The organism is Nitrosopumilus sp. Nsub (assembly GCF_001541925.1).
In the GTDB taxonomy this organism is placed as follows: Archaea; Thermoproteota; Nitrososphaeria; order Nitrososphaerales; family Nitrosopumilaceae; genus Nitrosopumilus.
Genome location: NZ_LQMW01000019.1, coordinates 98,590 through 120,111, shown reverse-complemented (window position 1 = coordinate 120,111; position 21,522 = coordinate 98,590). Strand labels below are relative to the sequence as shown.

Below are 21,522 nucleotides of genomic sequence, written 5' to 3'. Positions count from 1 at the left end.
ACTGGAATTTATTCTCTTATGCTTTCTAATTTTGAAACTGCTTGCCATAATTGAGTTCTTACATATGATGGCATGTTTGGGTCTTGTGTTACATCATCTAATAGACTAATTGTATTTGCAGCTCTAACTGATAACGAATACTCTTCCTTTACCAAATCTGCAACAAGATCTGTAATTGATTTCTTTATTGTTTTTGGGGTTGAATTTGTTGATATGATAAGATTTAGTGTGTCAACAGCTTCTTTCATTGCTTGTTTATTTTGAGTATCATCAGCCATCTTTAACATATTTTGTTAAAAATTCGCATATATAGTTACAGCTCTACAAACACATTTTCTGATTCAACTACTACCTTGTATGATGTCACATCTCTTAATTTCATTGGAAATTTTAAGAATTTACCATTTTTACAATCAAATTCTGCTGCATGCCATCCACAAGTAATTACACATCCATCTAACTTGCCCTCTGATAAACTAGAACCTGAATGTGTACATGAATCATCTGTAGCAAAATATTCTCCATCAATATTTGCAACTAAGATATCTCTGCCATCAATTGAAAATTTTATCATTTTTCCAGGAGATATGTCTGATGTTTTTCCTGCAATTATTTTTCCCATGATAATTTTTATTTGATAATTATTAATATTTTTTCGTATATGAAAATTAGAGAAGCAAATATTTCTGATAAAAATTCTGTATTAAAATTTTGTAAAAATACATTTTCTTGGGGTGATTATATTGAAAAAGTCTGGTCATCATGGTTAGATGAAGGAAATCTGTTTTTATTTGGAAAAAAATTTCCAGTGGGAATATGTCATGCATTTTATTTTGAAGATCAAATATGGATAGAAGGTATTCGAATTGATCCAAATCATCGTAGAGAATTAATTGCATCAAAACTTGTTACTCATGCAGAATCAATTGGGAAAAAAAATCAAAAATTGTTTTCTTACATGTTGATAGATGTTGAAAATAAAAATTCCATTTCCATGGCTACCTCATTAAATTATGACACATTTGAAACATGGAATTATTATTCATTGACTCCTAAAAAAAATTCAAATTTTAAAATTGAATTTGAAAAATCTATACCTCCTGATATTTTTCATTTTTATGTAGATTCATGGAGGTGGATTAAAACCAATGAACACATTTTGACTAATCTGTCTGCACAAAATAAAATTATTAAATCAAATTTAAATGGTAAAATTACTGCTGCCATAATTGGAAATTACAAACACATTGATAATACGTTAATTGTTACTCTATCTCCAGGCTCATTTGATACCTTATCTAATATTTTATCTTATTTACAAAATTTTGGATTTGAAAATAACTATGAACGAATTCAAATTCTAACTAATAAAAAATTAGACTTTTTTGATTCCTTAGAATACAAAATTTCATTTTATTTAATGAAAAAATCTTTACACTAATTTGATTTTATGACTTTAATTGTATTGTTTAGAATTCCTAAACCTTCAATTTCCATTTCAATTTGATCACCATCTTTTAGATATACTGCATTGGGTTTGTTTAGCATTACACCTGCAGGCGTTCCTGTTGAAATAATATCTCCTTTTTGTAATGTCATTACTTTTGTAATTTTTGAAATAATTTCTGGAATTTTAATAAACATATTACTTGTTGAAGAATTCTGTCTAATTTCTCCATTAACTTTAGTTGTCATTTTTAGATTTTGAGGATTTTCTATTTCATCAGCAGTTGTTATCCACGGTCCACATGGTGCAAATGAATCAAATCCTTTTCCTCTGGTAAATTGTTTATCTTTATTTTGAATGTCTCTTGCTGATACATCGTTAAAAATCATATAACCAAAAATCATTTCTGAAGCATTTTCAACACTTACATTTTTACAATCTTTTCTAATTATTAATGCTAATTCTATTTCATAATCTAGTTGGGTAACAAAATCTGGACAAATAATATCTGATTTTGTATGATTTAATGCTGTTCTGGGTTTAATCACCAATGCTGGATCATCAGGTGCTTGTAATCCTTGTTCTTTTGCATGATCCACATAATTAAATGCTAAACAGATTATTTTATTTGGATTTGGAATAGGTGCTAATAATTTGTATTTTGAAAGTTCTTCTCTATATTCTAATTCATTTGTTTTATTCTTAATTTCTTCATACCATCCATCAAACAAGAAATCTTTTACATTAATGGGAATTGGCACGCCTGTTAATTCTGTAATTTCACTTTTAATTGCTATTTTATCCCCTTTAACAAAACCATATGTTTCATTTATCCCATCTGTTACTCTAACTATTCTCATGTGACATCACTTGTGTGTGAAAATTGTTTGGTTTTGTGAATCTTTTCTACAATATCCAAATCTAATAAATTGTATTTCTTCACCTTCTTTTAATTGTAAGTAATGTGGTTCACAATAAGCATCAAGTTCTTCTAGACTATCTTCGTTAAACTTTTCATCAATAAACAATACTTTGGGAATAATCACTTTAATTTTATGTCCTGTTTTTTGTGCAACCCATTGTATTTTTGGAATATTTGTAATATCTCCATCTTTTACATATTCTCCTTCTAACTCCTCTCCTTGTTTTGTAATCAAAATATTTCCTAATCCTAAAAGTCGTACTTGTTCTCCCTCTTTGAGATTCTCTGCATCTTCTCCAGAAATGTAAAAATTTTCATCAACATCAATTTTACGTTTACCCAAATCATTTACTGGGTGATTTGAAACCTCAACTGATGTGATTGTTAAATTTTTTACTGATAATTTTTTTGGATTAATAACCATATACAATCTAATGCTACTTTCATCAACAAATTTTCTGTTAAATGCCTCTAGAGAATCAAAGGGTGCTAGAGTATTTGCTTTGGTTAAACCTAATGACATAATGAATTTTCTAATTGCCTCCGGTTTGATTCCTCTTTTCTTTAATGCTTCTAAAGTTGGTAACCTAGGATCGTCATACCATGAAACTTTACGTTCCTCAATCAATGGTTTGATGATTCTTTTTGAAATTGGCATACCTTTGAATTCCAATCTTGAGAAAAATCCTTGTTGTGGTTTTCTCATATTTAGCGAATCTAAAATTGCTTCTGTTAATTCTTCTCTCAATTCAAATTCTTTTGAACGAAAAGCGTGCGTAATTCCATCAATACTATCTTCAATTGCAACTGCAAAATCATAACTTGGCCAAATTCTGTATTTTTCGCCTACTGTGTAATGTTTGCCTTCAATAATTCTGAATAAGACCGGATCTCTCATCACTGCATTATCAGCTTGCATGTCTCCTCGAAATCTAACTATTGCTTCCCCTGGTTTGAATTTAGTTTCCATTTTCCCCCAATTACTGATATTTTTATCCACGTCCTCTTGACTGCATTTACATGCTTTTCTTTCCCGTCTATTTTTACTGATGTCGTCTCTTTTACATTTGCAAATGTATGCTTTTCCAGAATTGATTAACTCCATTCCTTTTTCATAAAATATTTTCATATCATCAGAAGTACTTTTGACAATGTCAAATTCTATTCCTAACCATTCTAATCCCACTTTAATTGCAGCATGATATTCCATTCTTTCAGCTTCAGGATTTGTATCATCCATTCTTAGAATGAATTTCCCTCCATACATTTTTGCATATTCTGAATTGATGATAGCTGCTTTTGCATGACCTATGTGTGGATATCCGTTTGGTTCTGGTGGGAATCTTGTAATGACATTTCCTTGTTGTGCATTTTTTAACTCTGGTAAACCTTCTTTTTCCTTAATCTTTTCTTTAGGAGCTAATATTTCTGGAAAATTTTCTTCAATCTCTTTTTTTTGATCATCTATTGATAATTTATTTACATTTGAAACAATTTCAGAAATCTCAATCGAAATTTCTTTAACCTTAGTTCTAAATTCTGGTTTTGTTCCAAGAATCTTTCCTAAAATTATTTTATCTCTAGTTTCGCCTCCGTGCTCAAACGCGTTTTGAAGAGTAAGTTTTCTAATCTCTTTTTTAATTTCTTCATCCATGTTGATACTACCTTTTTTCAACTAAACGCTTCGTTTAACTACAAAATCTAATAATGCAATTAACTCTATTTTTGCAGTTCCCTTGTATTTTGTAAGTGATTTTTCAGACTTTTCTGCATATTTTAGAGCCTGATTTCTTACTTTTTCTTCAATTCCTAGTGAACGAATGATTTCAACGGCTTTATTCAAATCTTTTTTTGAAATCTTTGGATTTCCAAATGCTTTTAGAATTATCTTTTTTTCATTACCCTTTGCTAATTTTATTGCCATTAAAATTGGCAGTGATTTTTTACCTTCTCTCAAATCATTACCTACTGCTTTTCCAGTAATCTTGGGATCCCCCATTACTCCTATCAAGTCATCTGTAATTTGAAATGCAATTCCTAAGTTTTTTCCAAATGTTGAAAGATTTGAAATATCTTTAGGTTTGTTTGTTGCAGAAATTGCTCCCATTGCACATGAAACATCAAACAACGCTGCAGTTTTTTTCCCTATCATTGTGATGTATTCTTTTTCTGTTGGGATTCTTTTTTCATCTGCCATTTTAATATCTAATAATTGTCCTTCACAAACATCTACGCAAGCTTTTGCAAGTCTAGAAATTAGATGCGTTGTAGCTTTTGGTGATAATTTTGATTCTGAAATAATCTGAAATGCTTTGGAAAATAATACATCTCCTGCTAAAATTGCAATTGGCATTCCAAATTTTTTATGTACTGTTGGTACACCGTGGCGCATTTCATCATTATCCATAATGTCATCATGCACAAGAGTAAAGTTGTGTACCATTTCTACAGCACTAGCAGCTATCATTGCATTTGATGATTTACCACCTAAAATCTGACAACTTTTGATTACCATGTATGGTCGAAGTCTTTTTCCACCATTTACAATTAGATGTCCTGCTGCATCATATAGCTTTTTTGGATTTCCATTTAATTTAGAATTTAAAAATCTGTTAACGATTTTAGCATTTTTCTCAATTTGTTTATTTTTCTTCATCTAATAATCTCCATTTTTCTTTAGGTAAGTGGGTCTTAATTGCTTCTTGTAATCCCTCATGAATTTCAGTATTTATCCACGTAGATAATACATTTTCGTGTTTTTTGAGCATGTCTTTGTCTGATTTATCAAGAAATTCTAATGCAATTAACATCCAGGGACAATAAATCTCAGGATTTATTTTTATTTCTTTGATTAATTCTTTGGCTGAAATCCATTTGATTTCATCAATTTCTCCTTCAATTTCTTTTAATTTTGTATTTTTATCAATTACTCCAACTAATGTTCCACAAATTTCATTTTCTGAACCAACGTCTTTGTAAGGTACATGATATTCAAATTTATGAAAATAATCTAGTTTTCCATTAATTCCTAATTCTTCAGGCATTCTTCTTTCTCCTGATGAGACATATCCTTCTGATTCTCTTGGATGGCTTGCAAATGTTCCATCCCAATCCCCTGGCCACAGCATTTTTTCTTTTGCTCTTTTAGTTAGTACCAGTCTTCCATCTTCATCAAATAATAATGCAGTAAATGCTCTATGCAATTTCCCATTTGGTAAATGACATTTTACTTTCTCTTCTAATCCTATGGGGTTGTCATTTTCATCTACTAATATCACAAATTCTTCAGGCATTTCTTTTTCCTTTAAACATGGTTCCTTTAAACTCTCTATTTTGAATAGCTTTTACAATTCTTTCTGGTTTTTTTCCATTAACAAAAAACACATTCATACCCATTTTAGAAATTTTAATTGCTTCTTCTACTTTCCTAGTCATTCCTCCCGTAACATCCATTTTATTTTCTGATATTGATGGCATGGTTCCTTTTAATTCTGAAATTAATTTTTTTGATTTAAGATCTGAATATAGCCCATCTTCATTTAATGCAAAAATACACAATCTTGGTTTTAGAACTTTTGCAAAATGAGTCATAATTTTATCCCCTGATAAAATGTATGTTTTATTTTGACCAAACCATAATGCATCTCCATATGTAACTGGAATTAAGCCTGATTTTGCTATTTTTTCAACTTCTTTAATTTTTTTTGAAATTGGTTTGTTACCTGACATAAAATCAGTTGGGGGTAAAGAATATGGATTTAATTTATTTTTCAAACATGAATCTAAAATTATTTTATTCAAATCTATCATTGAATTTTTAATAATTGAAACCCCTCTGATATCGTATTTTCTTTCTTTGGTATGCATATCATATTTTACTGACCAATAATGCCCATATGATCCTCCGCCGTGAACAATTATGATTGGTTCTTTAATTTTTTTCAAACTTTTTGTTAAATTGTCAATTGTCTTTCTTCTTGCTGATAATGGTTTTTCTTTATTTGTAATTATTGAACCGCCTAATTTTATTAGAATCATGTTGTACCAAACTAATTAATCAATTAAAAAGTGTTCAGTCCTTTGAAATCTATCTTTGCTGCAAAACATTCGTATTCCTTATTGGTAAATTCCTTTAAGGTATATTCTAAATTTGAATTATTTGTTAATGCAAAAATACATCCGCCACCACCGGAACCTGTTATCTTTGCACCATATGATGATTTTTGTCCAATTTTGATCATAGTTTCTAATTGTTCATTAGAGATACCGATTTCCTCTAAAAATTTTTGATTTAAATTTAATTTTTCTCCAATTTCTTCAATCTTATTTTCTTTAATTAATTTTAAAACATCATTGACTAATTTTGATTCCAAATTTGACAATTCGTGGAATTTTTCTTTATTTTTATTTTCAAACTCTTTTACTTTTGAAACCATTGTTTCAGTTGAATGTTTAATGTTTGAATTTACAATTATTAATTGAAAATTAGGCTCGTCTTCAATTTTTCTAAATCCATTATTTTTATCATATTCCATTAACCCTCCATACGTGGAAACTGTGCAATCTGCTCCTGATGTATTTTGATAAATTGTTTTTTCAGCCTCAATAGCAAGTTCTAATATTTTCTCCTTTGAAATTTCTCCAAATACTTTAAAAATTGCTGCCGCACCTGCTACGCAACATGCTGATGATGAACCTAATCCAGCCCCTAATGGAATCTCTGATTCAATTTGAATTTTTAATCCTTCATTTTGATCTTTGAGTGCTTTGTTTGCTAAATAATAAAATGGTTTTAGTGGAGAATTAATTTTTGTAATTGATTCATCTGGATCTAAAACTAACGTTCCAATCTCTGAATTAATTGAAATTTTTCTTTCATTAGTTTTTTCTGCAGTTACTGTAACTCTTTTGTTGATAGAACATAAAATTGATTTAATTCCATAAACAACAAAGTGTTCACCAAACAGAATAACCTTTCCTGGAGCTGATGCTTTAGATTTCAATTAAACACTTGAAATTTTCTATTCGATTTCCTCTTCGGTAATCTTTGCTTCAAAATCATCAATTTCATATTTCATTGATTCATTTTCTTTCAACTCACCTTTCTCAATGAGAATCTGTCTAACTAGTAACCAGTAAATTGTAGCTAGTGATTTTCTTCCTCTATTATTTGCTGGAATGATAATATCTAATTTTGATGTAATGTTGTCAGTGTTTGCAATTCCAACTACTGGAATTCCTGCATTAGTTGCTTCAATTAATGCTTGTTCGTCTACTTCAGGATCTGAAATAACAACTAACTTTGGTTCAATGTAATATGGTAATGATGGATTTGTCAATGTTCCTGGCATAAATCTTCCAAGATGGTGTTTGGCTCCTGTCATCTCACAGAATTTTTCAATAGGAACTTCTGCGTATCGTCTACTAGAACAAACAATGATATTTTCTGCCCCTAATCTATTGATGAATTTAGCTGATGTTTCTATTTTTGCTAGAGTCATATCAATATCTAGCATATAGAGTCCTTCTGGACTAGCTTTTGTAATGAAAGGTTTCATGAATTTGGTCTTAACTTGTGTTCCAACTCTGATCCCAGTTGAAATGACTTTTTTCTTAATGTCTATTACTTCTGTTTGTTCACTCATGCCGATTTTAAATCTCCTCCATGCCACATATAAAATCATGCCCTGATAAACGTAATAATTCGTTCAATTTAGCTACTCTTTCACCTCCTACCACACCTACTTTGAGCATTTTTGATTTTGTTGCAATTCCTATATGTGAAATTTGTGAGTCTGTAGATTCTCCAGATCTATGTGATGTGATTAATCTGATATTGTTTTGATTTGCAACACTTGCAAATTCTAATGCATCATGGAGACTGCCTGCTTGGTTTACTTTCAAGATTGCTGCATTACATGCTTTAATGCCAATTGCCTTTGTTAGGATGTCTTTACTGGTTACCGTCAAATCATCCCCTGTAACTAATGTATTTGGGAATTTTGCAGTCAATTCTGCCATGTCTTCAAATGCCTCTTCATGAACTGCATCTTCAGCATAAATTAATTTGAATTTATCAATAATGTCAGCTGCAAAATCAATTTGTTCACCTGTCGTGTTTTCAAATCCAGCTCTGTCATACAGATATTTTTCTTTTTCTTCATTCCATTGTGTTGATGATGCAAAATCTACTCCCAATGATACTTCTTTACCTAAAGTGAAACCTAAATTCTCACAAGCTTTTGCTGAAACTTCTAATGCTTTTTGATTTTCTAATTTTGGTGCCCATCCTCCTTCGTCTCCTCTTCCGTTAGTAAAATTAGGATCTTCCTTTTCCAAAACTTTTCTTAGTTCTTTATGTACTGCTAGATTTGTTTCAATTGCATCTTCAATAGTTTTTGAACCTGTTGCACAAATTAAAATTTCTTGTATGTCTGGAGTTCCAGGCCCTGCATGTGCTCCTCCTCCTAAAATATTTCCTAATGGGAATGGACATTTAGCTTCTGAATTTGGAGATAATGTTTTGAATAATGGTTGTTCTAATGATTGTGATGCTGATTCCATTGAAGCAATTGTTACAGCAAAAGCAAGTGCACCACCAATGATTGAATAATTGTTAGTATTGTCTAAACTTCTTAATGTGTCATGAATTGTTTTCAAATCTGATGAATCTAATCCGATAAACTTTTGTGAATTTTCTTTTAGGATTTTTAGACTTTCTTGGGGACCTCCACTAGGAAAGCTTGTTGCTTCATATTTTCCTACACTTGCACCTGATGGTGCACAAACTCTTCCAAGGAATTTATTGTCTGATTTTACATCAACTTCAATTGTTTTACTGCCTCTACTATTGAATAAAATGCGTCCTTCAATAGAAGTAATTTTAGACAAATTAATCTAATTCAGATTGAACTTCTTGTTTTCTTTTCTGAATTGATTCATAGAATGGAATTACTTGTTGAATTGTCTCTACAGTAGTCAAAAGCATTCTTCTACAACAGTATCTGTTGATTTGCAAATCATTTAGAACTTTTTCAGGATCTTCTCCTGCTTTTAATTTAGTTTGATAATCATCGAATTTATCTGCAATTAAGTTTCCACAGGTAAAACATCTAACAGGAATTAACACGATGAAAAAAGTCGTCAAGGATTATAAAAACCATACAAGATTATTTCGTTGCGGGCGTCGCCCAGCCTGGCCAAAGGCGCTAGCTTGAGGGGCTAGTCTCTCAGGAGTTCGTGGGTTCAAATCCCATCGCCCGCACTAAAATTTATTTTTCTAACTTTTCTAATGCTTTAATTAATTCAATTCGTCTTTTTTCTTCTGTAATTGCCGATCTAACATCATCAACTAAAATTCTATTTACGTCAATTTTTCTCCTAGCTTCTTTAATCACTTTATCGTATAACGAGAATGTATAAAGTTGAAGATATAGATTTTCCATTATTTCAAAAAATCTTATAGCTTCATCTATGTTTCCTTTTCTCATTTCATCAAAAACCCTTCTTTTTAATTCGCCAACACAATCCAGTAATCCTAAAACATATGATTCTGGCATCACTGCTAATTTTTTATCTGAAGGAATATCTTTTTTTTTAACCACTGCAATTAAACATGCTGCTTCAACATATTCTTGTTCTGGAGTAATAAGATATCTCCTTAATTGACCCGTTGCTTTTTTCTTATATTTTTTTAATAATTTTTCAGCTTGCTTCAAATTATTTTTTGCTGTTACTAATTCTCCTTTGTGAACAGCAATAATTGATTTACTGCATAGACTAATTATTTCTCTGGTGTTTTTTAATAAAAATTCTCTTGAATCTTGTGTAACAGCTAAAGACTTTGTAATTTTATTTAATGATGGTTTAACGTTTTTTAATGTCATGTAACAATATTTTAAAACTAGGATAAAGCCGTTTGCTAAACTCTTATTTTGGTAATAATTTTGAAGTAAGGTATGGAAATAACAGTAGATCAAATGTATCAAATTGAAAATAAAGGTCATGATATGGGTTTTTTAAAAAAGTTCATGATGGAAAATGCTGGAGCAGCAGCAGTTAGACGTTTACTTACAAAATTCGATGACGTAGCCTCAAAAAATATCTTAATTTTTGTAGGCTTGGGAAATAATGGTGGTGATGGTTTAGTTATGGCTAGGCATTTAGCTGGTTATGGTTCAAATGTCACCGTAATGCTTCTTGGCGAACCTGAAAAAATTAAAACTGAAGAAAGTAATTGGAATTGGTCAATTTTACAAAAAATGCCTTCTGTTACTTTGATGTCTGGAAACTCTTTGAATTTTGATTTCAAACCAGATATCGTTATTGATGGAATTTTAGGTACTGGAATTTCAGGTGAAATTAGAGAACCATATGCATCAGCAATTAATTTCATCAATGACACTGATTGCTACAAATTTGCTGTAGATGTTCCATCTGGACTAGATCCTCAAACCGGAAACACTGCAAACATTTTCACAAAATGTGACATGACAGTAACATTTCATAAAATGAAGGAAGGAATTCCAAAAAGAAAAGATTTGACTGGTGAACTATATGCAGAAAAAATTGGTATTCCTGTTGAAGCTGAAGAGGGAATTGTATGATAGTACATCAAATACCTGTTGGACCAATGCAAAATTTTTCTTACATTATTGTTGATGAGGATACTAGCGAATCCTTAATTGTTGATCCTTCTTGGAATTTGATGGAATTGGAATTAATAATTAAAGAAAATAATTTAAAAATCAAATACATTGTTAATACACACTATCACGATGATCATACAAGAGGCAATGAAGAAATGGTTACATCAACAAAAGCTCCTATCGTTCAACATGAATCATCAACATTGAAAAATGATATTACTGTAAAAGATGGAGATTTCATTGAATTTGGTAATTCAAAACTAATGGTTCTTCATACTCCTGGACATTCTAATGATAGTATTTGTCTAGTTGGTGATGGAAAAATTTTTTCTGGTGATACGTTATTTGTTGGAAATTGTGGTAGAATTGATTTACCTGGAGGTAGTGCATCTAAACTTTATCACAGTCTTTTTGATGTACTTTATTCTTTGGATGATGATTTAGTATTGTATCCTGGTCATAATTATGGTCCTACTGAAACATCTACTATCGGAAAAGAAAAAATGACTAACATGATAATGCAAAAACGAACAGAACAACAGTTCTTAGATATGATGGGTTAGTGATATTTTGAAAGATTTTGAGTTATTTGGTAATGTTGATCAGGCACAAAATTTCCTTGATTCTGTAAAATCTGGCCGATTTTTACTCTCCTTTGTCATATCATATACTCAAACATGTGAGATCCCTGGAATTACTATTGCAGGTGCTGATAGTGATTCTATGAAATATACTCCTCCTGCTGATGCAGAATATCTCCACTATGGATATTGTAAGACTATTGATAATATTCCAATGACCCCTGATGGAAAACCCACTCCTGCTCTATTAACTAAAACAGCTTTAGAATCTGCCAGCATTCCTCATTTGACAATTAATGCTGGAAGTAAGATTGCTCCTCAATTACCTTTCATTGAAACTGGTTTATCTTTTGGAAAAAATATTTCTGTTGAACCTGCAATGACTGATTCAGAAGTTTCTAGTGCAGTTGAATTTGGTAGAATTGTTGGAAGAAATATGGCTTCATTAACTGATTGCTTAGTTATTGGCGAATCAATTCCTGGTGGAACAACCACTGCTTTAGCTGTATTACGAGCTTTTGATTTTGATGCAAAAACAAGTTCCAGTATTCCTACTAATCCAATTAAATTAAAAAATGAAATTGTAGATTCTGCAATAAAACGAATTGATTCTGATCATCCATATACCATACTTGCAAAAGTTGGTGATCCTATGATTGCTTTTGTTGCTGGAATGTTAAGTTCTGCTTCTGCTGTTTCTAAAGTTATGTTGGCAGGTGGTACCCAGATGACTGCAGTTTTGGCATTTGCATCTAAAATTGGATTTAATGAAGAAAATACTGCAATTGGAACTACGTCATATATCACAAATGATGAAAATGCAAATTTTACAAATCTTGTAAAACAGATTGCAGATATTCCTGCAATTTCTGTAAATCCTGGATTAAGTAATTCAAAACATTCTGGATTAAAGGCGTTTTCAGAAGGATTTGGAAAAGAAGGTGCTGGTGCTGGTGGTAGTATTATTTCATCAATGCTCAAAACTGGTAATGATTCCGCAAAATTCTTGAATCTTGCAGAAAAAGAATATGATAGATTATCTTCATTATCTGATTCTTAAAATCTAAAAAAGTAGAAAATTAGGCACGAAAATGTTTATCTTAATGAAATTTTACAAGTTTTGATATGGTTACTAAATCCAGTATTCTTGGATTAATTGCAGCCCTTGCTGTTGTATTGATTGCAGTATCTATAGTGGGTGAAGATGTTAACAATCAAATTCCTAAAATTGAAACAGTAAGTGAATCTGGTTCTTCACAAGCATGTGTTGATTCTGGATGTTATACTCCTAGTGTATTGACCGTAAAATCTGGTACTGTTGTTACAATGACAAATACAGATTCTTTTGGAATTCACACCTTTACATCAGGAACTGTTGATGGATTTACTCCACAACCTGATGGAATGTTTGATTCAAAAGTATTGATGTCTGGAGATTTTTATGAACGTAAATTTTCTCAAAAAGGAACATATGATTACTACTGTACATTACACACTTGGATGACTGGTCAAATTATTGTTGAATGATTTTTAAAATTAATTACAAAATTTAAATAATTTTTTAGATTATCGATAAAAACTAAACATTCTTTTTGAATCTGTTTCATCCTAGTTATCTTCTTTTTTAGAATAATCTCCCATGAGTCAAACAATACAATACGGAATACTGTTAAACAGACTCTTTGATTTGGATCATTGCATACGATTCACTGCAGTAACAAACAAGTCTGGAGATATTTTTGCAAAGGGTTCAAAACCTGACGCCAAACTTTTCTTGTTTCCTGAGGAAACTCAAGAAACAACACATCATGCAATTAATGCATGGAGTTCTAGAGAAAAATACTATTACAAAATTGGTCATGGTCTATACGCTCTAGCAGGATATGAAAAACTTCAACGTGCAACAATTCCATTATCCCGTGGAAATTTGCTTTTGGTGACAATAGATAATGCCGGAGGATAACAGCAGATAATGGAAAAAATTCTCAATGAAGTAAAAGTTCATGATATCTCTGAAACCATTTCAGGTGCCTAGATATCCAAATTTTATTATTTTACAGTAACAGATTTTGCTAAATTTCTTGGATAATCTGGATCTGTATCTTTTTCTAATGCAGAATAATATGCCAAAAGTTGAATTGGAATAATTTCTGAAATCGGATATAAAATTTCATTAATTTTTGGAATTTCTATCCAGAAATCATAAACATCACTTTCGATATCTGATACTCCAATAATTTTTGCTCCACGAGCTTTAATTTCTCGTGCACTTGTTAATGTGTCAGAATAGGTTGAATCATTTGGATTAATTATGATTACAAAAACATCTGTATCCATTAATGCAAGTGGACCATGTTTTAATTCCCCTCCTGGAATTCCTTCTGCATGAATATATGTCAATTCTTTTAATTTTAATGCTGATTCAATTGCAATTGGATAATTAATTCCTCTACCTAAAATGTAGATATCTGATACTTCTTTCAATTCTTTTGCAATCTCTTGAATTTTATTTGTATTCTCTAATATTTTTGAAATTGAATTTGAGAACTCTTCAAAATTAATTGTTATTGTACCGTTTAATTTTTGTACAATTTTGTATAGTAGAATTAATTGTGCCGTAAAGCTTTTCGTTGCAGCTACTCCTATTTCTGGTCCACAATTCATTCCTAATACTACATCACCTTTGCGTGTAAGAGATGATGTTAGTAAATTAACTATGGAGATGATTTTACAATTTAGTTTTTTTGTTATTCTTACTGCTTCCAATACATCTGCACTTTCCCCACTTTGAGAAATTGCAATTAAAACTGAATCTTCTTCAATTGCTTCTGGTGCAAATTGCAGCTCACTTGCTATTATTGGCTCTGTCTTAATTTTGACATATTTTGATAAAATTTGTTTTGCAATTAATGCTGAATTATAACTAGTTCCACTGCCTGTAATGTAGATGTTTTTAGCATTTCTAATGAGTTCTGCAGCTTTTTCAGTTCCTTCTGTTGTAGTTTCTCCTGCTTTTAAAATTACGTCTGGTTGCTCGTAAATTTCTTTTAATGTAAAATGTGCATAATCGCCTTTGTATGCATCTCCAAATTCTTTTGAAACTTTTGTAATTTCATGTTTTACTTTTTCACCATTAAAATCTAAAATTTCAAATTCTTTATTTTCTAAAATAATAAAATTTCCACTTTTCATGTAAATTGCATTATCTGTATATTCAATGAAACCTAGAACATCGCTTGATAAGAAAATATTTTCTTGCCCAATTCCGACAATTAATGGTTCGTGAAATCTTGCTGCTGCAATTTGACCATTTTCAAACATTGCAACAAATGCATAATGTCCTTTGATTACAGAAACTGTTTTCATGATTGTTTCTTTTACATTTTTTGTTACTTCATAATTTTTTTGTAACAAGTTTGCAATTATTTCACTATCTGTTTCACTTTTGAAATTATATCCTTCTTCCTCTAATTGTTTTTTTAATTCTTCAAAATTTTCTATTATTCCATTATGTACGATTGCAATTTTTCCAGAATTACTTGGATGTGGATGTGCATTTAGATCCGTTACTTTTCCATGAGTTGCCCATCTTGTATGACCAATCCCTATTTTTCCTGGTAATCTGTCTAATTGCACTTTGGAATTTACTTCATTAACTTTTCCTGTTCCTTTTTTTAATTCAATTACATTGTCTGATTCAGTTGCTACTCCTACACTATCGTATCCTCTATACTCCATTCGTTTTAGTCCTTTCACAATAATTGGAGCTGCAATTTCATTTCCAGAATAACCAATAATTGAACACATCTTATTTTATCTGATAATTGGGGGTATTTACTGATAATGATGCTATGATTAGTCTGCTTTAGGACTATCTTCAGCAGGAGTTGCTTCAGCAGGAGTTGCTTCAGCAGGAGTTGCTTCTTCACCTTCAGTAGGTGCTTCAACTTTTGGTTCTTCAGCCTTTGCTTTTTCTAACATTTCTGGAATTTTAGATTCAGGACTAAAATGAACACTATCTTCTTCTGCTACTGTGACTGTGTATGATGGTATGTCGACTTTTCTATCTCCAACCATGATGTGACCATGAATAACAGCTTGTCTTGCTTGATATGGTGTTTTAAATCCTAATTTCTTTGAAACAATTGTTTGTAATCTTCTTGCAAGTAAATCAGTTGGTTTAAGATTTAGCACATCATCTAATGATGCGTTTTCTGATACTAGTCCGATTCTTACTAATGATTTTAGTAAAATTGGTTCTTTTTCTGCTCTAGCTTCTTGTGTTAAAGCAAGTAATGATCTTGCTTGTTGTCTAACACGTGATAGTTCAGTATGTGCTTTCCATAATTCTCTTTTAGTTCTTAATCCAAATGTACCGAGAGTTTGCAACTCATCCATTTTTAATTCATAATTAAGAGGTCGCTTTGGTTTACGCCAAACTTTACGTGGATATTTTGGATCTCCCATTCAAAACACCTATTCTTTTTTCTCCGCTGGGGCTGCTTCTGCTGCTGCATCCCCTGATGGTGCTGCTGGGGCTGCTGCTGCAGGTGCACCTGAACTTGCTTTCTTAACTGGTGCTGCTAATCCACCTTTTGCAACTCCTACTGCTCCACCTTTTCTACCAGATGTTCTGGTTCTCTGTCCTCTAACTTTTAGACCACTTAGATGACGATAACCTCTCCAACTGGCAGTGATTCTTTCTCTTTCAATATCATTTCTTAAAGTAAATGGAATGTCTGATGTTAACAAGTGTAAATCTTTTCCAGTTTCAATATCTCTTTGTCTGTTCAGGAACCATGATGGAAAATTTGCTTCACTTGGATTTGTAATTAATTTTTCAATTTCTTGAACATTTGCATCTGTAAGATTACCTATGTTTGAATTTGTATCAATTTTTAATGTAGTTGCAATTGCTGTTGCAAAATTATGACCTATGCCTTTGATTTGGGTTAAACCTACGAGAAGTTTTCTTTCTCCTGGAATATCGTTTCCAATTATTCTTACAATGTGTCTATATTCTTGGCTACTCAAGTATTCCAAAATTCTAAGAAACCCCGATAAAAACCATTGCTAGGCGTCAATCATTTTGTTGAAATTACTGCTTTTTTCAGCGATCACTACTAACAAGTGGCCGATTTTACTAAATTTTTACTTGAAATTATCTAAAGTCCTCATCATTTGTCCAATCATTACCTTGAACGTTCCATTCGTTGCATTTACAGCATTTTTTAACTCCTCTCTGGGAATCAATATCTATGCAATAGCAGTGCTCACCTTTACCAGATGGATCATTTCTACAGAGTTTTTGCATACTTTGTGATATCTCTATTTCTTAATTATTCTATTGACTTTTTCAAAAAGTTATTACATTCTAATTTTTCAATTTATCTTATGGATGAATCATTTGATCGAGAAAAAATAATTGATTGTATGTTTGATCCAATCACATCTGAAATTTTAGCAAAATTAGAAGATGGGAAAAAAGAATGTTCTGTTTTATCTCAAGAATTTTCAATGTCTGAATCTGATATTTTACAAAGACTTGATTATTTGATAGAGTATGAATTTATTTTTAAAACTAGTGAAAATCAAAAATATTTTGTCTCTGCAAATAATGAAAAACTTAGTTCATTACTTGAGAATAATGATACATTTGATGGAGCAATTAATGGTTTGGAAAAAATGGATAGTTATCTAAATTGATCTTTTTTTATTTCTAATTTCAACAATTGCGAAAATTACTAATCCTATCATTCCTAAAATTATACAAACTGTTGAAATTATTGAAAATATGACTTTGTTATCTGCATTTGGAAGTGGACCAATTGCACCTGCTACATATCTTTCTTTATCATCTGAACTCTGTATTATTAATTCATAATTCCCAGAATCTAATACTCTGAATTCTTGTTCAATTGTATCTTCGTTAATTCTTTCTGAAATTATTTCAATTCCTGAAGGGTCCAAAATTTTTGCTGAAAATGTATTTTCTTTAAATTCCATTATTTGGACGGCAAAAATTCCTGTTGCTGTTTTATCTTTATCTAAATCCACTGAAATTGTTACAATATCAGACGTGCTCACTTTTCCATTACCTTGAGTAATTCCTTCTAATGTGGTTTGATTTTCAAGTACGGATGTTGCAAGACCTGCAACAATTAAAATCCCAAAAATAACAATTAGTAGTCCTCCTTTTTGCACAGATTTTGTTTAATTTTCTTTATTTTAAACCTAATTTTTGATTCTTATGAATAACTTAGATTAGGCTAAAAAAGTTAGCTTGTGTTAACTTTAAATATATTATTTCTGATTTTGTCAGTATATTGAAAACTACTCGTTCAACTCTTATGATCATATTACTTGCCACAACAATTGGTTTATCTGCTGTAATCCTATTTCCAAATCTCTCTGAAGCTGAATCTGAACTGAAAACATTTGTAACTCATTCAGGAAAAGTTATTCGAACCACTGGAGAAGTCATTGATCCTCTCTATACAGTATCTGAAGTAGAATTTGATCCTATGGAATATTTACGTGAATTCAATTACGGTAATGTTTCAAAACTTGAAGATGGTACAACTGTTCGAGAATATACTATTATTGCTGAAGATGATAAAGTAATGGAAGTTTCACCTGGTGTTTTTTATAATGTCTGGACTTACAATGGTACTGTTCCTGGTCCTACAATAAGAGCTACTGAAGGAGATTTACTTAAAATAAATTTCATCAATAACGGTTCAAAAGAACATACTATCCATTTTCATGGAATTCATCCTGCTGAAATGGATGGTGTTTTTGAAATAGTGGGCCCTAATGGTGGAAAATTCATTTATGAATTTGAAGCTGGTCCCGTTGGAGTTCATCCGTATCACTGTCATGTGATGCCTTTGGAAGAACATATTGTTCATGGTCTTTATGGTGTCTTCATAGTTGATCCTAAAGAAGGACGTGAGCCAGCTGATGAAATGGTTATGGTTCTAAATGGATTAGATACTGATTTTGATACTGAAAATAATTTCTATGCTGCAAATACAATTCCATTTTATTACCAACATCATCCAATTCAAATTAACACTCATGAATTAATTCGAGTTTATGTTGTCAATATGGTGGAATTTGATCCAATAAACAATTTCCATCTTCATGGCAATTTGTACAATTATTATCCAACTGGAACTGATTTGATTCCTTCCTTTTACACTGACATGATAACTTTGTCTCAAACTGAGCGTGGGATAATGGAATTTGAGTATACTTATCCAGGAAAATATCTTTTCCATGCCCACAAAGTAGAATTTTCAGAAAAAGGCTGGGTTGGAATGTTTCTTGTAAATGATAAGGCTGAATCTGATGAGAATGGAATGGAATATGGCAGTTAATAATACTTCAAAATTTAAGGTTGCAGCAAGCGGTGTAATTCCGTTTACATTTATCATAATTTTGATGTTGTATATTTTTGGTCCTGGAGGGGATTTGTTGGATTTTGGAGTTGCACTTCCTGAAATAACTATTGAAAAAGTAGATTTTATCGATTCAGAAATTCAGGCCACTGTTAGAAATACTGGTCCAATTCCTGTTCAAGTTGTTGTTGCAGATGTAAATGATAGAATTCAACCATCTGCAGTAGAACCTGATGGATATTTAGAAAGATTTGAAACAACTTTAGTTAGAATTCCCTTTGAATGGAATGAGGCTGAACCATATAGAATTGGAATAACTGTTGATGATGGAACCCGTTTTGAAAAAGAAATTGAATCTGCTGCTTTTGCATTAGAATTTACTCCCGATCTTGCTATCTTTTTTGCAATTATTGGAACATATGTTGGAATAATTCCTGTAATGATTGGACTATTGTGGTTACCATTTATTAAAAAAATCAGTAAACAAAAATATCATTTCTTTTTGGCATTGACTGCTGGATTATTGTTATTTCTAGCCATTGATTCTATAGAAGAGTCCATTGAAGTTTCTAATGAAAATTTGGCAAATAGTTTCAATGGTGCATTACTTGTTGCTACAGTTGTTGTGTTGTCCTTTTTAGCACTGTATTATGTTGGAAATAAGATTGTCTCAAAATCTGATTCACTCAATTTTTCAAAACCTGTTGCAATTGGATTGATGATTTCTATTGGAATTGGACTACATAATTTTGGTGAAGGTTTAGCTATTGGTGCTGCAGTTGGAATTGGTTCAATTGCATTTAGTACCTTTTTGATTGTTGGTTTTGCCTTACACAATACTACTGAAGGTATTGCAATTGCAGCACCTATGTCTAGAGGAAAATTGATGATTGGTAAATTAGCTATTATGGGTATAATTGCAGGCTCACCTGCTATTTTTGGTGCCTGGATTGGTGGATTTGCTTATTCTCCCTTTACTTCAGTAATTTTTCTAGCAATTGGAGCAGGAGCTATTTTTCAAGTAATTTTGATCTTGTTACAATGGATTCAAAAAGAAAATGATGGTAATCTCTCTACTCTTTCTGTTGTATCTGGATTTGCAATAGGAATGTTAGTCATGTATCTTACTAGTATTTTGGTCTAATTTGGTTCTGGATGAATTGTTATTACTGAATTTTTAATTTCTAATCTAATCGCATGTTCAATTTCTGAAGTTAGATCATGAACTTTTTCAATTGACAATTCTTTTTCAAATGAACAATCAATATCTATTTTGAAAATATTTTCAAACTTTAATGATACGATTCTTCCCACTTTTTTTACTTCTGAATAATTTTCAACAATTTTTTTGATTTCTTCTTCTGTTGCAATATCTTCTATATTGATATTCTTTGGAACTGTGATAAATGGTTCAAGGTGAATTGTTGCATGTGTGATTTCTGGAATCTCCTTTTGAATTCGCTCTTCAATAATTTCTGAAATTTTATGTGCTGATAATAAATTGCTTTCTTTGTCTACCATTACGTGTAAATTACAATATGTATTTCCTTTTGTTTTATTTGTATTGACGTTGTGAACTTCTTTGACTCCTTTTACACTTTTTGCAATTTCAAAAATTTTCCCATCAAGTGGAACATCTTTCCAATTAGGTTCAAAATGAATTGTTGTTTTTGCATTAGAAATTTGATTTTTAATATTGTTTTCAACACTATCGCTAATTTCATGAGCTTTTTCAAAACTGGTATCCCCCCTTAATGAAATTGTTATATCTGCAAAAATTATGTCGCCTGATCTTCTCATGAGAACCGAACCTGTATCCATTACTCCATTTGTTGAATTTGTAATCTCTCGAACATTTTTTACAAGTTCTGGTGATATCACATCTGTCAAATCTAGAGCTGTTCTGTGAATCAATTTTATGCTAAGTATTGCTAATAATCCTCCTAGAATTAAGGCTGCAACAAAATCTCCAAAATAGATTCCATATGTTACCAAAATAATTCCAATTATTGCAACTGTCGTAGAACCTAGATCCATAAATGCATGATAGAAATCTGCTTTGAGTGTAGTTCCTCCAATTGCTTTGATACTTTTTCTAAGAAGTATTATTCTGAAAAAATCAATTCCTATTGTATAGAGTCCTCCAATAATTGCAAATAATCCTGGTAAAACACTTGGTGGTGGACTTTGCAATCTATTAATTGATTCATAAATAAAAAAGCAAGCAATTAGAAAAATTGCTATTCCACCAATTAATCCTCCCAATGATTCAATTTTTCCATGTCCGTAAGTGTGCTCTGCATCTGGTGGCTTTATTGCCCATCTTGCTGCTAATAGTAAAACTAGTGTAACGACAGCATCCAACAATGCATGAATACTATCTGTAATTAGTGCCAGACTGTTTGAGACTAAACCAAAAATTAATTCTACTACAAATGCAGAAAATATTGCAATTAGTGAAATTTGTAAAACTTTAGTTCTTTGAGCAAATATTTCCATTGCATTTAGATTCTTTATCTTG

General features: G+C 31.2%; 27 protein-coding genes and 1 tRNA gene. 10 read left to right on the top strand and 18 right to left on the bottom strand.

What is annotated here, in order from left to right; all coding sequences use genetic code 11:
• Window positions 1–8: 8 nt before the first annotated feature.
• Both AW732_RS05380 and AW732_RS05375 read right to left on the bottom strand, forming a co-directional pair.
• Window positions 9–278: a UPF0147 family protein gene (locus AW732_RS05380; protein ID WP_067959616.1), complete on the bottom strand. Its 270-nt coding sequence runs from the start codon at window positions 276–278 to the stop codon at window positions 9–11.
• Between the two features lie 35 nt (window positions 279–313).
• Window positions 314–622, bottom strand: a complete 309-nt coding sequence (locus AW732_RS05375) for a non-heme iron oxygenase ferredoxin subunit (RefSeq protein ID WP_067959613.1) — start codon at window positions 620–622, stop codon at window positions 314–316.
• A 39-nt stretch (window positions 623–661) separates the two neighbouring features.
• Here AW732_RS05375 and AW732_RS05370 point away from each other — a divergent pair, with 39 nt between their 5' ends.
• Window positions 662–1,441 carry a GNAT family N-acetyltransferase gene (locus tag AW732_RS05370; protein WP_067959610.1) on the top strand — a complete coding sequence of 260 codons (780 nt, stop codon included), beginning with the start codon at window positions 662–664 and terminating at the stop codon, window positions 1,439–1,441.
• Here AW732_RS05370 and AW732_RS05365 read toward each other — a convergent pair.
• Genes AW732_RS05365 through AW732_RS05325 form a run of 9 tightly spaced genes read right to left on the bottom strand, consistent with a single transcriptional unit; the run spans window position 1,438 to window position 9,498 of the window.
• Entirely contained in the window at window positions 1,438–2,307 is an 870-nt protein-coding gene (locus tag AW732_RS05365; RefSeq protein WP_067959607.1) for a fumarylacetoacetate hydrolase family protein, read from the bottom strand. The genes AW732_RS05370 and AW732_RS05365 overlap by 4 nt on opposite strands.
• Window positions 2,308–2,313: 6 nt before the next feature.
• Window positions 2,314–4,044: a glutamate--tRNA ligase gene (gene gltX / locus AW732_RS05360; protein WP_253805572.1), complete on the bottom strand. Its 1,731-nt coding sequence runs from the start codon at window positions 4,042–4,044 to the stop codon at window positions 2,314–2,316.
• Window positions 4,045–5,025: a polyprenyl synthetase family protein gene (locus tag AW732_RS05355; protein ID WP_067959604.1), complete on the bottom strand. Its 981-nt coding sequence runs from the start codon at window positions 5,023–5,025 to the stop codon at window positions 4,045–4,047.
• Complete coding sequence (idi, locus tag AW732_RS05350) at window positions 5,012–5,662, bottom strand: isopentenyl-diphosphate Delta-isomerase (RefSeq protein WP_067959601.1); 651 nt, start codon at window positions 5,660–5,662, stop codon at window positions 5,012–5,014. The genes AW732_RS05355 and idi overlap by 14 nt, the downstream gene beginning before the upstream one ends.
• Window positions 5,655–6,407, bottom strand: coding sequence for an isopentenyl phosphate kinase (locus tag AW732_RS05345; protein ID WP_067959598.1), 753 nt, complete (start codon window positions 6,405–6,407; stop codon window positions 5,655–5,657). Before AW732_RS05345 ends, idi begins: the two co-directional genes overlap by 8 nt.
• A 23-nt stretch (window positions 6,408–6,430) precedes the next feature.
• Window positions 6,431–7,372, bottom strand: coding sequence for a mevalonate kinase (mvk, locus tag AW732_RS05340; RefSeq protein ID WP_067959596.1), 942 nt, complete (start codon window positions 7,370–7,372; stop codon window positions 6,431–6,433).
• A gap of 18 nt (window positions 7,373–7,390) precedes the next feature.
• Window positions 7,391–8,014 (bottom strand): 30S ribosomal protein S2, encoded by a 624-nt coding sequence (rpsB, locus tag AW732_RS05335; protein ID WP_067959593.1) that lies wholly within the window; start codon window positions 8,012–8,014, stop codon window positions 7,391–7,393.
• Window positions 8,015–8,021: 7 nt separating this feature from the next.
• Window positions 8,022–9,260, bottom strand: a complete 1,239-nt coding sequence (locus AW732_RS05330; RefSeq protein WP_067959590.1) for an enolase — start codon at window positions 9,258–9,260, stop codon at window positions 8,022–8,024.
• A gap of 1 nt (window position 9,261) precedes the next feature.
• Window positions 9,262–9,498: a DNA-directed RNA polymerase subunit N gene (locus tag AW732_RS05325; RefSeq protein WP_067959587.1), complete on the bottom strand. Its 237-nt coding sequence runs from the start codon at window positions 9,496–9,498 to the stop codon at window positions 9,262–9,264.
• A 50-nt stretch (window positions 9,499–9,548) separates the two neighbouring features.
• On the opposite strand from AW732_RS05325, the gene AW732_RS05320 reads away from it, so the two are divergent.
• Window positions 9,549–9,633, top strand: a tRNA-Leu gene (locus AW732_RS05320).
• 7 nt (window positions 9,634–9,640) lie between these two features.
• Here AW732_RS05320 and AW732_RS05315 read toward each other — a convergent pair.
• A complete protein-coding gene (locus tag AW732_RS05315; protein ID WP_067959584.1) occupies window positions 9,641–10,255 on the bottom strand; it encodes an RNA-binding protein in 615 nt (204 codons plus the stop codon).
• 72 nt (window positions 10,256–10,327) lie between these two features.
• Between AW732_RS05315 and AW732_RS05310 the strand changes: the two genes are divergently transcribed.
• The 5 genes from AW732_RS05310 to AW732_RS05290 all read left to right on the top strand — a co-directional run bounded on the left by AW732_RS05310 (window position 10,328) and on the right by AW732_RS05290 (window position 13,561).
• A complete protein-coding gene (locus AW732_RS05310) occupies window positions 10,328–10,975 on the top strand; it encodes an NAD(P)H-hydrate epimerase (protein ID WP_067959581.1) in 648 nt (215 codons plus the stop codon).
• Window positions 10,972–11,580, top strand: a complete 609-nt coding sequence (locus AW732_RS05305; protein ID WP_067959578.1) for a hydroxyacylglutathione hydrolase family protein — start codon at window positions 10,972–10,974, stop codon at window positions 11,578–11,580. Before AW732_RS05310 ends, AW732_RS05305 begins: the two co-directional genes overlap by 4 nt.
• A 7-nt stretch (window positions 11,581–11,587) precedes the next feature.
• A complete protein-coding gene (cobT, locus tag AW732_RS05300; RefSeq protein WP_067959575.1) occupies window positions 11,588–12,658 on the top strand; it encodes a nicotinate mononucleotide-dependent phosphoribosyltransferase CobT in 1,071 nt (356 codons plus the stop codon).
• A gap of 65 nt (window positions 12,659–12,723) precedes the next feature.
• On the top strand, window positions 12,724–13,125 hold the full coding sequence (locus AW732_RS05295) for a plastocyanin/azurin family copper-binding protein (RefSeq protein WP_067959571.1): 402 nt from the start codon (window positions 12,724–12,726) through the stop codon (window positions 13,123–13,125).
• A gap of 112 nt (window positions 13,126–13,237) precedes the next feature.
• Window positions 13,238–13,561 (top strand): hypothetical protein, encoded by a 324-nt coding sequence (locus AW732_RS05290; RefSeq protein WP_067959568.1) that lies wholly within the window; start codon window positions 13,238–13,240, stop codon window positions 13,559–13,561.
• A gap of 86 nt (window positions 13,562–13,647) precedes the next feature.
• Here AW732_RS05290 and glmS read toward each other — a convergent pair whose 3' ends face one another.
• The 4 genes from glmS to AW732_RS08760 form a co-directional block, all read right to left on the bottom strand.
• A complete protein-coding gene (gene glmS, locus AW732_RS05285) occupies window positions 13,648–15,405 on the bottom strand; it encodes a glutamine--fructose-6-phosphate transaminase (isomerizing) (protein WP_067959565.1) in 1,758 nt (585 codons plus the stop codon).
• A gap of 48 nt (window positions 15,406–15,453) precedes the next feature.
• Entirely contained in the window at window positions 15,454–16,065 is a 612-nt protein-coding gene (locus AW732_RS05280) for a 30S ribosomal protein S4 (protein ID WP_067959562.1), read from the bottom strand.
• 9 nt (window positions 16,066–16,074) lie between these two features.
• On the bottom strand, window positions 16,075–16,632 hold the full coding sequence (locus AW732_RS05275; protein WP_067959560.1) for a 30S ribosomal protein S13: 558 nt from the start codon (window positions 16,630–16,632) through the stop codon (window positions 16,075–16,077).
• 127 nt (window positions 16,633–16,759) lie between these two features.
• A complete protein-coding gene (locus AW732_RS08760) occupies window positions 16,760–16,912 on the bottom strand; it encodes a hypothetical protein (RefSeq protein ID WP_172790403.1) in 153 nt (50 codons plus the stop codon).
• 80 nt (window positions 16,913–16,992) lie between these two features.
• Here AW732_RS08760 and AW732_RS05270 point away from each other — a divergent pair, with 80 nt between their 5' ends.
• Window positions 16,993–17,304 carry a hypothetical protein gene (locus AW732_RS05270; protein ID WP_067959557.1) on the top strand — a complete coding sequence of 104 codons (312 nt, stop codon included), beginning with the start codon at window positions 16,993–16,995 and terminating at the stop codon, window positions 17,302–17,304.
• Here the strand turns inward: AW732_RS05270 and AW732_RS05265 are convergent.
• Window positions 17,296–17,802: a hypothetical protein gene (locus AW732_RS05265; protein WP_067959554.1), complete on the bottom strand. Its 507-nt coding sequence runs from the start codon at window positions 17,800–17,802 to the stop codon at window positions 17,296–17,298. The genes AW732_RS05270 and AW732_RS05265 overlap by 9 nt on opposite strands.
• Window positions 17,803–17,948: 146 nt before the next feature.
• Between AW732_RS05265 and AW732_RS05260 the strand changes: the two genes are divergently transcribed.
• Both AW732_RS05260 and AW732_RS05255 read left to right on the top strand, forming a co-directional pair.
• Window positions 17,949–18,980, top strand: coding sequence for a multicopper oxidase domain-containing protein (locus tag AW732_RS05260; RefSeq protein WP_067959551.1), 1,032 nt, complete (start codon window positions 17,949–17,951; stop codon window positions 18,978–18,980).
• Window positions 18,958–20,145, top strand: a complete 1,188-nt coding sequence (locus AW732_RS05255) for a divalent cation transporter (RefSeq protein WP_082697421.1) — start codon at window positions 18,958–18,960, stop codon at window positions 20,143–20,145. The genes AW732_RS05260 and AW732_RS05255 overlap by 23 nt, the downstream gene beginning before the upstream one ends.
• Here AW732_RS05255 and AW732_RS05250 read toward each other — a convergent pair.
• On the bottom strand, window positions 20,142–21,494 hold the full coding sequence (locus AW732_RS05250; RefSeq protein WP_172790405.1) for a cation diffusion facilitator family transporter: 1,353 nt from the start codon (window positions 21,492–21,494) through the stop codon (window positions 20,142–20,144). The two genes, AW732_RS05255 and AW732_RS05250, sit on opposite strands and share 4 nt — an antisense overlap.
• Window positions 21,495–21,522 lie beyond the last annotated feature (28 nt).